The 13,401-nt window shown below is 67.0% G+C and carries 16 protein-coding genes; 2 read left to right on the plus strand and 14 right to left on the minus strand.

Annotated features, from left to right (window positions below; all coding sequences use genetic code 11):
• Positions 1 to 66: 66 nt before the first annotated feature.
• Positions 67 to 960 (minus strand): ArgP/LysG family DNA-binding transcriptional regulator, encoded by an 894-nt coding sequence (locus AC5P6E_RS15125; RefSeq protein WP_019337574.1) that lies wholly within the window; start codon positions 958 to 960, stop codon positions 67 to 69.
• A gap of 104 nt (positions 961 to 1,064) precedes the next feature.
• On the opposite strand from AC5P6E_RS15125, the gene AC5P6E_RS15130 reads away from it, so the two are divergent.
• Both AC5P6E_RS15130 and AC5P6E_RS15135 read left to right on the plus strand, forming a co-directional pair.
• Complete coding sequence (locus AC5P6E_RS15130) at positions 1,065 to 1,685, plus strand: LysE/ArgO family amino acid transporter (protein WP_019337575.1); 621 nt, start codon at positions 1,065 to 1,067, stop codon at positions 1,683 to 1,685.
• Between the two features lie 175 nt (positions 1,686 to 1,860).
• A complete protein-coding gene (locus tag AC5P6E_RS15135; RefSeq protein ID WP_010483204.1) occupies positions 1,861 to 2,529 on the plus strand; it encodes a hypothetical protein in 669 nt (222 codons plus the stop codon).
• Here AC5P6E_RS15135 and map read toward each other — a convergent pair.
• The 13 genes from map to AC5P6E_RS15200 form a co-directional block, all read right to left on the minus strand.
• Positions 2,526 to 3,308 carry a type I methionyl aminopeptidase gene (map, locus tag AC5P6E_RS15140; RefSeq protein WP_029550766.1) on the minus strand — a complete coding sequence of 261 codons (783 nt, stop codon included), beginning with the start codon at positions 3,306 to 3,308 and terminating at the stop codon, positions 2,526 to 2,528. The genes AC5P6E_RS15135 and map overlap by 4 nt on opposite strands.
• 10 nt (positions 3,309 to 3,318) lie before the next feature.
• Entirely contained in the window at positions 3,319 to 3,531 is a 213-nt protein-coding gene (locus AC5P6E_RS15145; RefSeq protein ID WP_005412680.1) for a ParD-like family protein, read from the minus strand.
• A gap of 68 nt (positions 3,532 to 3,599) precedes the next feature.
• Entirely contained in the window at positions 3,600 to 3,959 is a 360-nt protein-coding gene (locus tag AC5P6E_RS15150) for a bleomycin resistance protein (RefSeq protein WP_010483197.1), read from the minus strand.
• Positions 3,960 to 4,131: 172 nt separating this feature from the next.
• Positions 4,132 to 5,016, minus strand: a complete 885-nt coding sequence (locus tag AC5P6E_RS15155; RefSeq protein WP_019337577.1) for an arginase family protein — start codon at positions 5,014 to 5,016, stop codon at positions 4,132 to 4,134.
• Between the two features lie 3 nt (positions 5,017 to 5,019).
• Positions 5,020 to 6,084, minus strand: a complete 1,065-nt coding sequence (locus AC5P6E_RS15160; protein WP_019337578.1) for a GNAT family N-acetyltransferase — start codon at positions 6,082 to 6,084, stop codon at positions 5,020 to 5,022.
• Between the two features lie 28 nt (positions 6,085 to 6,112).
• Positions 6,113 to 7,513, minus strand: coding sequence for an aspartate aminotransferase family protein (locus tag AC5P6E_RS15165; protein ID WP_006425764.1), 1,401 nt, complete (start codon positions 7,511 to 7,513; stop codon positions 6,113 to 6,115).
• Between the two features lie 48 nt (positions 7,514 to 7,561).
• Positions 7,562 to 8,278, minus strand: coding sequence for an MtnX-like HAD-IB family phosphatase (locus AC5P6E_RS15170; RefSeq protein WP_019337579.1), 717 nt, complete (start codon positions 8,276 to 8,278; stop codon positions 7,562 to 7,564).
• A gap of 174 nt (positions 8,279 to 8,452) precedes the next feature.
• The gene (locus AC5P6E_RS15175) at positions 8,453 to 9,655 is read right to left on the minus strand and encodes a DegT/DnrJ/EryC1/StrS family aminotransferase (protein WP_019337580.1); all 1,203 of its coding nucleotides are present in this window, start codon (positions 9,653 to 9,655) and stop codon (positions 8,453 to 8,455) included.
• A 10-nt stretch (positions 9,656 to 9,665) separates the two neighbouring features.
• The gene (locus tag AC5P6E_RS15180; protein ID WP_019337581.1) at positions 9,666 to 10,064 is read right to left on the minus strand and encodes a DMT family transporter; all 399 of its coding nucleotides are present in this window, start codon (positions 10,062 to 10,064) and stop codon (positions 9,666 to 9,668) included.
• Complete coding sequence (locus tag AC5P6E_RS15185; protein ID WP_010483183.1) at positions 10,061 to 10,420, minus strand: EamA family transporter; 360 nt, start codon at positions 10,418 to 10,420, stop codon at positions 10,061 to 10,063. Before AC5P6E_RS15185 ends, AC5P6E_RS15180 begins: the two co-directional genes overlap by 4 nt.
• A 1-nt stretch (position 10,421) precedes the next feature.
• Positions 10,422 to 11,258 carry an alpha/beta hydrolase gene (locus AC5P6E_RS15190; RefSeq protein WP_019337582.1) on the minus strand — a complete coding sequence of 279 codons (837 nt, stop codon included), beginning with the start codon at positions 11,256 to 11,258 and terminating at the stop codon, positions 10,422 to 10,424.
• A 79-nt stretch (positions 11,259 to 11,337) separates the two neighbouring features.
• On the minus strand, positions 11,338 to 12,717 hold the full coding sequence (locus AC5P6E_RS15195; RefSeq protein ID WP_010483178.1) for a sensor histidine kinase: 1,380 nt from the start codon (positions 12,715 to 12,717) through the stop codon (positions 11,338 to 11,340).
• Entirely contained in the window at positions 12,714 to 13,397 is a 684-nt protein-coding gene (locus AC5P6E_RS15200; protein ID WP_019337583.1) for a response regulator, read from the minus strand. Before AC5P6E_RS15200 ends, AC5P6E_RS15195 begins: the two co-directional genes overlap by 4 nt.
• Positions 13,398 to 13,401: the final 4 nt, after the last annotated feature.

Raw genomic sequence — 13,401 nt, forward strand, 5'->3', positions numbered from 1 at the left:
GTGAAGAAGTGCGCAAACGGTAGTGCGCGCGGCGTGAAGCCCGGGTCTGCGGTCATCGGATTGTCCTCAACGAAGGGTGCCGCTGGCCGCAGTGCGCAGCGCCTGGGTGATGTGCTGCAGCGTGCTTGAACGCACGGCGGCATGCTGCCAGTACAGCGGCACATCGAGCCAGCGGCGGGGCTCCAGTACCACCACGCGGCCGGCGCGCACGGCGGGTGCGACCAGCGTTTCCGGGGCCATGCCCCAGCCGAGTCCGCACGCGGCGGCTTCGACGAAACCGGTGGAGGAGGGCAGGTAGTGTAGCGGTGGCTGCAGCCGCGCGCGGGCCAGGCGTCGCACGAAGCGCCATTGCAGTTCATCCTTGCGGTTGAACACCAACATGGGGGCGTGCGCCAGGGCCGCGGCCTGCATGCCGTCACTGAAGTACTGGCGGGCGAAGCCGGGCGACGCGATGGCGTGGTAGCGCATCGCGCCGAGCGGGTGTACGTTGCAGCCCTTCACCGGCTGGCCTTCGGCGGTCACTGCACCCAGCACACTGCCGTCGCGCAGCAGCTGCAGGGTGTGGTCCTGATCGTCCATGCGCAGGTCGAACAGGTAGCCATGGCGTTGGTGCAGGTCGGCGATGGCCGGCACGAACCAGGTATCGAGCGAGTCGTCGTTGACCGCCAAGGGGATCGGCGTACGTGCGGCGTCGCTGCCGCGTTCGGGCAGCAGTTCGGCCACTGCCTCGGCCTCCAGCGCCTGCATCGGCCGTACCCGGCGCAGCAGTGCCTCACCGGCGGCGGTGGGCCGGCACGGTGCCTGGCGCACCACCAGCACCTGGCCAAGCCGGTCCTCCAGGGCCTTGATCCGCTGCGACAGTGCCGACGGACTGATCGACAGCCGGCGCGCCGCAGCCTCGAAGCTGCCTTCTTCCAGCACTGCGGCAAATGCGGACAGTTGCGGATGTACCAGGTCCACCAGTACCTCTTCAGTATTTCTGCATAGGATAAAGAAAAAACAGTTTGTCTTAACGTGTCCGTTGGCCGCACCCTGCGCGTCCCCCCGCTGCCTGGCCTGTCCTGATGTGGATCGCCGCTACCGCCGCCGGCCTGTTCGCAGGTGCCGGCCTGATCATCGCCATCGGCGCGCAGAACGCCTTCGTGCTGCGCCAGGGTCTGCAGCAGCGTCATGTGGGGAGGGTGGTGCTGGCCTGCGCCGGTGCGGACATCGCGCTGATACTGGCCGGTGTCGGCGGCATGGGGGCGCTGGTGCTGCAGTGGCCGCTGCTGCTGCAGGTGCTGCGTTTCGGTGGTGCGGCCTTCCTGCTCTGGTATGGCCTGCAGGCGGGATTGCGCGCGTGGCGCGGTGGCAGTGCGCTGGCCGCCGCCGAGGCGCAGGGCGGCAGTGGGCGCCAGGTGCTGCTGACCTGCCTGGCCTTCACCCTGCTCAACCCGCACGTCTATCTGGATACGGTGGTACTGCTGGGCAGTCTGTCCACGCGCTACCCGGGCGATCTGCGCTGGGCCTTTGCCGCCGGTGCGTGCGTCGCCAGCGTGGCCTGGTTCTGTTCTCTTGGTTATGGCGCGCGCCTGTTGCAGCCGGTGTTCCGCAGACCGGGCGCCTGGCGGATGCTGGACGCCGGCGTGGCGGTTTTCATGTTCTGCCTGGCCACGCTGCTGCTGTTGCGTCCTTTATCGCCATGAGTGCGTGACGCACGCCGGTGTTGCGTATGTGTTCCACCGATACGGTTCACGTGGCCGGATACAGCGCGGATAATGCGCGCCTGGTCGCGACCCCGCCGCGCATGCCGTTGTTCGGCAGCCCCCCGGTCGCCTGTGTTCTCGTTGTACGACCGCCACGGTGCGGCATCGGTGTTGCATGAAAGACAATCTACAGCTGCTCCTGTCCCACCTGGGGCGCACCTCCCTGTTCGGCCTGATGATGGCGCTTCCGCCTGCGTTGGCCTGGCTCGACATCCATTGGCTGGGCAATGCCGTCGGCGAGTGGTCGCTGGTCGAACTGACCCAGGAAGGCTTCCTGGTCGCCAGCGTGGCTGCCTTCGTCCGGCTTGCGTTGCGGCGTGCCGATGATCGGGCCTTTGCCGTGCTGGCGGCAGCGCTGTTCGCCTGCATGCTCCTGCGTGAGATGGATGAGGCGCTGGACCTGATCGCACACGGTTTCTGGAAGTATCCGGTGGGTGTGCTGATCATCGGCTCACTGGCCTGGGCCAGCCGCGACTGGCGCCGGGCCATGCAGGCGCTGGTGCGTTTTCTCGTATCCCGGCCGGGTACCGTGATGACGATTGGTCTGGTCCTGCTGCTGTTCTATTCGCGCCTGATCGGCATGACGTCGTTGTGGACCGGACTGTTGGGTGATCAGTACATCCGTGTGTTCAAGAACACCATCGAGGAGACCACCGAGCTCCTTGGTTACACCTTCATTCTCGCAGCCAGCGTCGGCTATGTGGCACATAGGGTGCGCGAGCCGCTGACGGCGCGCAAGCGCACCGTGCACGAGGACGCCGGGATGCAGCAACGGCCACTCTAGGCGCCATCCACCGCGCATAACGGCGTCTCGCCGGGGCGCAGGGTCAGTACGCGCACGCCGCTGCGGGTGACTGCCACGGTGTGTTCGAACTGCGCCGACAGCTTGCCGTCGCGCGTGTAGACCGGCCATGCGTCCGGCTGCTGGCGGATGGCCGGCTTGCCCTGGTTGAGCATCGGCTCGATGGTGAACACCATGCCTTCTTCCAGCACCATGCCGGTGTGGGGATGGCCGTAGTGCAGGATCTGCGGTTCCTCGTGCATTTCCTGGCCGATGCCATGGCCGCAGTATTCCTTCACTACGCTGTAGCCGTGGCTGCGCGCGTGGCGGGCGATGGCGTGGCCGATGTCGCCCAGGCGTGCGCCGGGGCGCACCGCGGCGATGCCTTTCCACATCGCCTGGTAGGTGGTCTGCACCAGCCGGCGCGCGGCGTAGTCGACCTCACCGACCAGGTAGGTGGTGCTGGAGTCGGCGATGTAGCCGTTCTTCTCCAGGGTGATGTCGAGGTTGACGATCTGACCGTTGTGCAGCACGTCGGTGGTGCTGGGCACGCCGTGGCAGATGACGTTGTCGATCGAGGTATTGAGCACGTACGGGAAGCCGTACTGGCCCTTGCTGGCCGGCCGCGCCTGCAGCTCATCGACGATCATGCGTTCGACGAAATCGTTGATCTCCATCGTGCTGCGGCCCTGCAGCGGCAGCTGGTCGAGTGCGGCGAACACCTGCGCCAGCAGGCGACCCGATTCGGCCATCAGCGCGATCTCGTCGGGGCGCTTGATGATGCCCATCGGCTCAGACCTGGCCCGGGGGCAGCAACGGTGGCTGCACGCCGGCCGCGCGCAGCTCGCTGGCGACGATGTCCTGGAAACTCAGCGTAGGGTTCAGCTCGCACAGCATGCCGACCCGGATCCAGAAGTTGGCCTGGGCGTTGATCGAACGGCTGGAAACGGTGCAGGCACGGCGCAGCTGGTCGTGCAGGGTGTCATCGATGTTGACGATGCCCATGGGCGGTCCTGGAGGGTTCAATATACGAAGCGTATATGTTTCGTATATTCATCTCAACCCGGCGTCGTTCAGTCCACGCGTGTGGCGAAGCGCAACCGGTTGTCGTCCGGGTCGCGCAGCAGCATTTCGCGGCTGCCCCATTCGGTGTCATGCGGGGGCTGCTCGATCGGCACGTTGGCCGCGCTGAAGGCGCGGTGCAGGCTGTCAACATCGTCGACGATGAAGTACACCGCGCCGCCGACCTCGCAGTCGCCGCTGTGTTCGGTGAGGAAGATCGTCTGGCCGTCGCGGGTGAGCTGGGCGAACAGCGGGAAGCCGGGTTCGAAGCGATGTTCCCAGTCGACCACGAAACCCAGCCCCTGCACGTAGAACGGCAGGGTGGTGTCGGCATGGCGCATGCGCAGTTGCGGGATGACGGTCTGGGGCATGGCGAGGGCTCCGAGGTGGGAACCCAGTGTAGAGCCGAGCCATGCTCGGCTGCTGTTCGCGGTGCCCGCAGTCGAGCATGGCTTGACTCTACAGAAGGCGCCAGCCGAGCGTGGGCTCGGCTCTACCCGGCTCTGGTAGTTGCCAACCTTGGTTGGCATTGCCGGACAGTGGTCAGCAGGCCGTCGGCACGGCGGCCATTGCCGCCAGCAGTTCGCGGTTCACCTGCTGGTGCCGGGCCTGCCAGGCAGGAAGATCATCGGCGCTGACGTCCGGCTGGCCATCCAGCGACGACAGCCAGCGCTTGAAGCGGCTCTGGTAGTTGGCCAACGACACTTCGCCGGTGATGTCACTGCCGACCAGGCCGCCGGCGCGCAGTGCTTCGATCACCACCAGCGCGTGTTCCAGCTGGAAGCGGCCCTGGTCCCAGTTGCTGCGGGCCACGTCTCCGGCGAACACGTCCTTGTCGATCGACAGATAGGTCGGCTGCGGCGACTTGGCCTGCTCGGCGGCGAACGTGGCGACCAGGGCCTCGGGATGCTCGAAACGGCGGAAGGCATGGCCCATGCCGAGGCGATGGCCCCAGCCGACATCCACGTCCATGCACCAGTAGGTCAGGCGACCGCCCATCAGCGGACGCCAGTGGTTCTCCCAGGCATGGCCGAGGCCGATGTCGCTGGAGGTGATGCCGAGCACGTGGATGTGCGAGATCTGCGGCAGCTTGCTGGCGGCGTTGACCCACGACCCGCAATGCATGCCGAACGGGAATCGCATGTTGTCCGGATGGTTGTCCAGCACCACCAGCTGGAACGGCGCCTGCGCGCGCATGCGGCGCAGCAGCGGCAGGCTGAGGTGATGGAAGTCACCACTGCCGAGCATCACTGTGCCGAGCAGGGCCGGCAGCGGCGCAAGCACCTCGGTGCTGAAGCGATCCAGGGTGCCGTTGCTGCAGGCGAATCGCAGCGTGTCGTGCCACTGCGGCAGGGACAGGGTCTGCGCTTGGGGCAGTGGCAGCACGCTACCGTCCAGGTCCAGGATCAGCGGGGAACGCACCAGCATCGCTCAGCCGCCTCCATCAGGTTCGCCCTGCAGGTACGGGGCCAGCCGGCGCAGGGCGGCACGCAGCAGCGGGGAACGGGCATGGATCGCGTGCCGGGTGGAGGTGAAGCGGGCCCCCAGCTCGGCCTTGATCCGCGAGTCGGTCCAGCCAGCCACGTAGTGGCTCAGGCCGTGCTGCAGGGCGTACTCGAGGTTGTGCATCCAGCTGACCGCGTACAGGTTGTGCTCGCGCGACTGCGGGTAAGCCAGGCCGATGTACTTGTCCACCAGCTTGCCGGCATGCACGTAGCACAGGTTCCAGCCGATCAGCTGGCCCTGGTGGCGGTACAGGAACATCCGTCCCTGGCCCTGGCTGTCGGCCAGCAGGTACTGGAAATAGGGCAGGCCGAGCTGGTCGAAGTGCACCGCGCTCTGCGCATACACACCCAGGTACAGCGCATGCAGTTCGGCCTGCAGCCGTGGGTCGGCCAGGGCCGGATCACCAGTGGCGATGCAGTCGATCTGCAGGTCGTCGCGCGAGCGCAGCTTGCGCCGGATGTTCTTGCGGCGCGAGGACGACAGGCGGCCGAGATAGCCGTCGATCGAATCGAAATCGATCGCCACCCAGGCCAGCGGCATGCCTTCCAGTTCAACGAAGCCGCGCGCCAGCAATGCCTGCAGGAAGGCAGCACTGTGCGCGTTGGCCGCGTCGTCCAGCAGTGGTGAATCGATCGCCAGGTCCTTGACCACCAGCAGCCGGGTATCGCCGATCGCGTGACGCGTCACGTCCTCGGCCAGCGCCTCCGGCGCGACGTGTGCCGGCAGCGGGGTGTACTCGGTGCTGGTGGCACCGACGAAGCGGGTCCTCCAGGTGATCCACGGCCGCCACAGGCGCGACAGCGGGAGGCCGAGCAGCCTGCCGCGCAGTTCGTCGTCCATCGTCGTGGTCAGGTCCAGCGGTGCACGGAAGGACGGCAGGCCGCTGGGAAGGCGGCCTGCCTCGAATCCGAGCGGCGGGTGGGCCAGGAAGCCCTCCAGCAGCGCGGCCGGTTCCAGCGCGGTGCTGGATGCGCGTGACGTCATCTCCATCGGCACGGGAACCGGCAGCGCATCGACCTCAGCCCTTGGCCTTGGTCAGCGCCTGGTCGAGCAGGGTGATCGCCAGGTCGATTTCTTCGTAGCTGATGTCCAGAGACGGCGCAAAGGTGATCACGTTCTTGTACCAGCCACCCACGTCGAGCACGAGGCCCATGCGCTTGCCGTCGTGCAGCAGGTCACCGGCCAGGCCGATGTCGACCATGCGGTCCAGCAGTTCCTTGTTCGGGGTGTAGCCGTCGGTCTGGCAGATCTCGGCGCGCAGGGCCAGGCCCAGGCCGTCGACGTCGCCGATTTCCGGGTGGCGCTTCTGCAGGCCGCGCAGGCCGTCGAGGAAGTACGCGCCCTTTTCCGGCACGGTGCGCTCGTAATCCATTTCCTTGCCCAGCTTCAGCACTTCCAGGCCCAAGCGGGTGCCCAGCGGGTTGGAGTTGAAGGTGGAGTGGGTGGAGCCCGGCGGGAACACGGTCGGGTTGATCAGTTCTTCGCGCGCCCACAGGCCCGACAGCGGGTTCAGGCCGTTGGTCAGCGCCTTGCCGAACACCAGCACGTCCGGGGTCACGCCGAAGTGCTCGATCGACCACAGCTTGCCGGTCCGCCAGAAGCCCATCTGGATTTCATCGACGACCATCAGGATGCCGTACTTGTCCAGCACGCGCTTGAGCCCGGTGAAGAAATTGCGCGGCGGAATGACGTAGCCGCCGGTGCCCTGGATCGGCTCGACGTAGAACGCGGCGTATTCGGCCTGGCCGACCTTGGGATCCCACACGCCGTTGTATTCGCTTTCGAACAGGCGCTCGAACTGCCATACGCAGTGGTCGGAGTACTCATCCGGGGTCATGCCCTTCGGGCGACGGAAGGGGTACGGGAACGGGATGAACATCGCGCGCTCGCCGAAGTGGCCGTAGCGGCGGCGGTAGCGGTAGCTGGAGGTGATCGAAGACGCACCCAGGGTGCGGCCGTGGTAGCCGCCTTCGAAGGCGAACATCAGGCTCTTGCCGCCGCGCGCGTTGCGCACGATCTTCAGCGAGTCTTCAATGGCCTGCGCACCGCCGACGTTGAAGTGCACGCGGCCGTCGAGGCCGAACTTCTCGTGCATGTCCACGGCAATGGTCTTGGCCAGCTGCACGCGGGTCGGGTGCAGGTACTGGCTGGCGACCTGCGGCAGGGTGTCGATCTGGTCCTTCAGCGCGTCGTTCAGGCGCTTGTTGCTGTAGCCGAAGTTGCAGGCCGAGTACCACATCTGCAGGTCGAGGTAGGGCACGCCCGCACCGTCGAACATGTAGCTGCCTTCGCCGCGCTGGAAGATCTTCGGCGGGTCGACGTAGTGGACGGTATCGCCGAAGGAGCTGTAGCGCGCTTCATCGGCCAGCAGCTGCGCGTCGGAGGCAGCTGCGTCGGCGTTCTTGTCAAAAATGTTCATGCAGTTCGGTTCCGTGAAGGACGTTCGAAAGAGGTAGCGGGGGCGTGCTCAGGCGGTGGCCAGCAGCAGGGGCAGTGCGGCGGGCTGCGGGCTGGCGTCGATACGACGTGGCTGCAGCAGGCTGCCATCGAGCAAGCGCGGCAGCAGTGCGATTGCATCGTGGAAGGTAGCGATGGCGGCATGCTCGATGCCGGCATTGGTGCAATGGGTGATCAGGCGGCGCTTGGCGAACACGAAGTCGGCGTCTTCGGACACGCAGAAATCCGAGCTGCCGTCGCCGATCATCAGCACGCGCGGTGCTTCGTTGGCGCGCGCCTGCGCGGCGCAGGTGCATTTGCAGGTGCCACTGCGGCAGCCTTCGGCCTGGTAGGGCGATTCCAGTTCCCAGTGGTCCCCGCACCAGCGCAGGTGGTTGGCCACCACCGGCAGTCGCGACAGGCCATGGTTGGCGAGGATGCGGTGGATCGCATAATCCAGGCCGTCACTGACGATGCGCAGCGGCACGCCCAGCTGCTCGGCGCGGGCGACGAAGGCGGCGAAGCCCGGATCGATCTGCACCTGGTCCAGATGGGCGTCGAGCGTGGCCGGGTCCAGCTTCAGCAGCCGCACCTGGCCCTGCATGCATTCACGCGAGCCGATCTTTCCTGCTTTCCACTGGTCTTCCAGCTCCTGCCAGCCCGGCTGGCCATACTTTTCCAGCAGCGAGTCGATGACATCTTCGAGGCTGATGGTGCCGTCGAAGTCACACAGGATGCTCCAGTGCATGGGCAGGTCCGTCGATGAAAGAAACGCCCGGCCCGATGCCGGGGCAGGCTCAATGTAGGCAGGCAGCCTTTCTCGTTCCTTTCCTGTTGAAAGGCTTCATTGGCGGGCTGGGAAAACGTTCAGGAAGGTGCATGGATGAATGCGTGAGGCGCAGTCCATCCGTGCGTCTTGAAGTCACGCGCGGGCCAGGGCCTGCAGTATTCCGGCCGTCTCTTCACGGGTCTGCCAGGCGCTGTTACCGAGGGTCAGCATGCGTGCGGCGAAGTCGCGTGCGTTGGGCATGTCGTCCTGCGGCACGATGCCGCGCAGGTACGCGTAGTCGGGCAGGGCATGGATGAACATGCGGCTGGCGCCGAGCCCGCGTGGCCACAGGTCTTTCATTACGGCATCGCGGGCGCGCTGGCTGGGCAGCAGCAGCATCAGCATCGGCCAGGTGCCACAGCTACCGGCAAGGCCGTCGACCACCTCAACGGCTGGCAGCTGTGCCAGCTGCACGCGCAGCTGCAATGCACGCAGGCGCCCTGCCTGCAGGAAGGCCGGCAGGCGCCGCGCGGCATGGGCACCGATGTTCTGCCGCCACTGGCTGACCCGGTGCTGCGGAATCTGCAGCGGGAAAATGTCACCGACCGCTTCTTCCAGGTCGCCACGCTGCAACGCACTGCGCAGCGGATTGCCGTATACCAACGACAGCAGCGATGGCCGATAGCAAGCGGCCAGGCCAAGCAGCTGCAGACTGCGCAGCAGTTCCCAGCGCAGGCTGGAACGCACCTGTTCGGCGGCATGTCCGGCCAGCGCGGCACGCAGCTCGTCATCGCGGCTGACCAGCAGGCCGCCTTCGTGCAGGCTCAGGCCCTTGCCGGCGGCCAGGCTGAAGAATCCGATATCGCCACGCAGGCCGACACTGCTGCTGCCGACCCGTGCACCGAGCGCCTGCGCGGCATCCTCGATCACCCAGGCGCCAGCGCCGCGCGCAACCTCGCAGGCCAGCTCGACATCGGCGATGCGCCCGCCCAGGTGGGTGGGCAGGATTGCCAGCGTGCGTGCGTCGGCCAGGCGCTTGAGCTGGCCGGGGTCGAAGTCGAAATGGCCTTGGCGGGTATCGCACAGCTGCACGCGCAGGCCCAGGCTGTGCACCGCGATCGGCACCAGCGGGCAGGTATAGGCCGGCAGGATCACGGTGTCGCGCTTGGGCGCACGCTTGCGCAGCGTACGCAGCGCGATCAGCAGCGCGTGTGTGCCGGAACAGGTCAACTGCAGCGGCGGTGTGCCGAGCTGGCTGGCCAGGATCGCGCGCAGGTCGCCACCACCGGGCAGGAAATCGCTGGCCTGCATCGGCAGGCCAGCCGTCGGTGGCAGTTCGCGCGCGAACAGGCTCATCGCAGGGTGCTCACGCGGCGCTTTCGGCGGGGCTGTGCGGGTCGTCGGCTTCCGCGCGGCCGAGGCAGACGATGCCGGCCACGATCAACACCGCACCGAGCAGATGGTGCAGCGTCAGCGGCTCGTTCAACAGCCACGCCGACAGCAGCAGCACGCTGATCACTTCCAGGTGCGAGGCGGCGAATGCGGGGCCGATCGGCGCATGCCGCAGCAGGCTCATCCAGGTGAAGAACGCACCCACGTAGCCGAGGATGGCGCCGTACACCCACGGCTGCGACAGCACGCGCAGCAGCCACGCAGTGTTGGCCTCGACCGGCAGCGCGGCATCGCCGGCGTACTTGAAGCACAGCTGGGCCAGCGTGTCGAAGGCCATCAGCAGCGGGAAGCCGATGACATACAGGCGCCTCATGAGCCGGCCCCCACCACCGCCACGCCCGCCGTGACCAGCAACATGCCGGTCACCCGCAGCGGCGTGAGTTTCTCGCGGAACAGTAAACGGCCGGCGATCATCAGCGCGACGATGTTGATCGAGCCGAGCAGCACGCCCTTGGACAACGGCACCAGCGACAGGAACGCGATCCAGGCGACAAACTCAAGCACGTAGCAGGCGATGCCGATCCACAGCCAGGGGCGGCTGAGCATGTGTTTCCAGCGTTGCAGTCCTTCGCCTTCCTGCGGATCGCTGGCGGCGGCCTTGAAGGCGAGCTGGCCACCGGTATCGAGTACCACATTGGCCAGCCACAGCAGCGTGGCAAGTGCCCCCATTTCAGGCCACCGCCTTGAGCACGCCCGTGCGTTCACCGATCTCGGTGAAAAAGCGCGCGCTGCGGCGGATCACGTCGCGGCGTTCGCGGTCGATGGTGATCATGTGGTAGCTGTCTTCCAGCACCACCAGTTCCTTCGGACCGCTGACCCGCGACATCACCAGCTCGGCGTTGCCCATGCTGGCCACGTCGTCTTCGCGGGCGTGCATCACCAGGCACGGTGCGGTGACCTGGTGCAGATGGCGTCGGGTCCAGTTGCTCAACGCACGCATCTCGGCCAGCGCATGCCAGGGGTTGCCCGGTAGGCCGGCGGCGGCGCTGTCGCCGGACAGCATGGCGGCGCTCACCTGCGCACGCAGGCGCTCGTCACGCAGGCCGTACGGCGGTTCTTCCATGAACATGCGGTCGCGGCCGATGTTGAAGCGCTTGAACCACGGCAGCAGGAACGAGAAGCGGGCTACGGCGGGAATGTTCCAGCCGTCGTAACGGAACGTGGCGCCGTACACGCCGACCCCGGACACCCATTCCGGGCGCCGGGCAGCCAGGGCCAGCGACAGCACCGCGCCCATCGACAGGCCGCCGACGAACAGCTGGTCAACCTTGCCGCGCAGGGTTGCCGCCGCATCTTCCACGCCCTGGTACCACTGTTCCCAGGTGGTCGCCAGCAGGTCATCCACGGTGCCGCAGTGGCCGGGCAGCTGCACGCCGTGCACGGTGAAACCGGCGTTGTTCAGCCCTTTGCCCAGCATGCGCATTTCCGCCGGGGTGCCGGTCAGGCCATGGACCAGCAGCACGCCCTGTGGGCCACCGGGGAGGAAGAAGTCGTGCGATTCGGTCACCTGGCGGCTCCGGGACGGCAGTGGGGATGGCAGGATCGCAAGCGCGATTTTCGCCAGCCTTTCAGCGCCCCGGGCCGGGTCAGGGCGCCTTCAGCAGCGGCAGCGTGATGGCGACCTTCAATCCGCCACCGGGGCGGTTCAGGAAGCTCAGGCGGCCGCCGAAGTGCTCCACCGCCTCATGCGCGATGGCCAGGCCGAGGCCGGTGCCGCTGGCAGCGGTGCCCGGCGCCCGGAAGAAGCGCTCGCCCAGCCGTGGCATCACGTCGTCGGGCACGCCGGGACCGTTGTCTTCCACATACAGTTCGACATCATTGTCGTCCAGCGCATGCACGCCCACCGTGACCGTCGCATTGCGGCCGGCATAACGAAGGGCGTTGTCGATCAGGTTGTCCAGCGCCTCCTGCAGCATGGCGCCGTTGCCGAGTACACGCAGCGGATGGGGGCTGCCGCGGTAGCCCAGATCGATGCCATCACGGATCGCTTCCGGTACCCGCATGCCGACCCACTGCGGTACCAGAACGCCCAGATCCAATGCCTCGACCGTTTCCGGCACGGTCTGTGCCCGGCTCAGCGCCAGCAGCTGGGTGCTGACCCGTGCCGTGCGCTGGTTGAGCCGGCGGATGTGCTGCAGTGCCTCGCGCACCGTGTCCGGGTCGCCGTGCGCCAGCGCCTGGTCCACGTGCAGTGCCATGCCCGCCAATGGGGAGCGCAGCTGGTGCGCGGCATCAGCGATGAAGCGGTTCTGCAGGGTGATCATTTCCGCCTGGCGCGCGAACAGATCGTCGATGGTGCTGATCAGCGGCTGGATCTCTTCCGGTACGTCGGCATCGGAGATCGGCGCCAGTTCGCCGCGGCGCTGCGCCAGGCGGGTCCTCAGCGGGGTCAGGATGCGCAGGCCGTACGTCACGCCGAACCAGACCAGCGCCGCGGTACCCAGCGCCAGCATGGTCATCAGCGGGATGATGATCATCAGGATCTCGCGCGCACGCTGCCGGCGGTCGGCCATGCTCTCGGCCACGGTCACCGCCAGCTGGTCCTGCGGATCGTTCATCGCCTGCGTGCAGACGGTGGCCATGCGCACCTGCTGGCCATTGAGGTTGCCGTCGTACAGCGCCGGATGCACGCCGGTGCAGTCCTGCGAAGGGGCATACGGGCTGAAGTCTGCATTGCCGCTGAGCGTACCCATGCGGCTGCTGTCGACGTTGAAATAGCGATGGCCGTCGGGGTCGTACTCGATCAGGAAGCGCGCCTGCGGAGACAGGTCGCTGGTCACCGGCATGGTGCTCAGCATCTGCGCGAACGAATGCGTGTCGTCGATCAGGTTGCGGTCGTGGATGCGGTTGGAATAGTCCAGCGCAACGTAATAGGCCAGGATCGTGTTGAAGGTGAGCAGGCCCAGCATCGGCAACGCCAGGAAGGCGAGCAGGCGCCGGCGCAGGCTGGGCGGTCCACTGATCACGGGGTGCCGTCGTCCTGCGCGTCTTCCAGCATGTAGCCCAGCCCGCGCACGGTGCGGATGCCCATGCCGCCGGGCTGCAACTTCCGGCGCAGGCGGTGCAGGGCGATGTCCAGGCCGTTGTCGGTGAGGTCCTGGCCCCAGTCGCACAGCGCTTCCACCAGTTGCGCGCGCGACACGATGCGCTCGGCGCGTACCGCCAGTGCCGACAGCAGGCCGAACTCGCGCGCGGTCAGTTCCAGCGACTGGTCGTCGATCCACACCCGATGCCCGGCCAGGTCGATGCGCAGGCGGCCGATGCGCAGGTCCGGGTTGCCATTGCTGGTGACCCGGCGCAGCTGCGCACGCACGCGCGCTTCGAATTCGTCCAGTGCGAACGGCTTGACCAGGTAGTCATCGGCGCCAAGGTCGAGCACGCGCACGCGCTCGGCCAGGCCATCGCGGGCGGTCACCACCAGCACCGCCAGGCCATCGCCGCGCTGGCGCAGGCGTTGCAGAACGTCGCGGCCATCCAGCTGCGGCAGGCCCAGGTCCAGCACCAGCAGCGCGTACTGGGTCGAGCCCAGCGCGGCGTCGGCGTGCGCGCCGTTGTCGACGTGGTCGACCACATGGCCCTGCCGGCGCAGCGAGGCGCACAGGCCGGAGGCGATATCCGGGTCGTCTTCAGCAATCAGAACGCGCATGCGC

It is taken from the genome of Stenotrophomonas sp. YJH_SMC_16, from assembly GCF_059367875.1.

What these genes read in the sequence shown, in the direction of transcription:
- AC5P6E_RS15130 (WP_019337575.1), top strand. Translation starts at nt 1,065, where the DNA reads ATGTGGATCGCCGCTACCGCCGCCGGCCTGTTCGCAGGTGCCGGCCTG.
- AC5P6E_RS15135 (WP_010483204.1), top strand. Translation starts at nt 1,861, where the DNA reads ATGAAAGACAATCTACAGCTGCTCCTGTCCCACCTGGGGCGCACCTCC.
- AC5P6E_RS15145 (WP_005412680.1), bottom strand. Translation starts at nt 3,531, where the DNA reads ATGGGCATCGTCAACATCGATGACACCCTGCACGACCAGCTGCGCCGT.
- AC5P6E_RS15150 (WP_010483197.1), bottom strand. Translation starts at nt 3,959, where the DNA reads ATGCCCCAGACCGTCATCCCGCAACTGCGCATGCGCCATGCCGACACC.
- AC5P6E_RS15155 (WP_019337577.1), bottom strand. Translation starts at nt 5,016, where the DNA reads ATGCTGGTGCGTTCCCCGCTGATCCTGGACCTGGACGGTAGCGTGCTG.
- AC5P6E_RS15160 (WP_019337578.1), bottom strand. Translation starts at nt 6,084, where the DNA reads ATGGAGATGACGTCACGCGCATCCAGCACCGCGCTGGAACCGGCCGCG.
- AC5P6E_RS15165 (WP_006425764.1), bottom strand. Translation starts at nt 7,513, where the DNA reads ATGAACATTTTTGACAAGAACGCCGACGCAGCTGCCTCCGACGCGCAG.
- AC5P6E_RS15170 (WP_019337579.1), bottom strand. Translation starts at nt 8,278, where the DNA reads ATGCACTGGAGCATCCTGTGTGACTTCGACGGCACCATCAGCCTCGAA.
- AC5P6E_RS15175 (WP_019337580.1), bottom strand. Translation starts at nt 9,655, where the DNA reads ATGAGCCTGTTCGCGCGCGAACTGCCACCGACGGCTGGCCTGCCGATG.
- AC5P6E_RS15180 (WP_019337581.1), bottom strand. Translation starts at nt 10,064, where the DNA reads ATGAGGCGCCTGTATGTCATCGGCTTCCCGCTGCTGATGGCCTTCGAC.
- AC5P6E_RS15185 (WP_010483183.1), bottom strand. Translation starts at nt 10,420, where the DNA reads ATGGGGGCACTTGCCACGCTGCTGTGGCTGGCCAATGTGGTACTCGAT.
- AC5P6E_RS15200 (WP_019337583.1), bottom strand. Translation starts at nt 13,397, where the DNA reads ATGCGCGTTCTGATTGCTGAAGACGACCCGGATATCGCCTCCGGCCTG.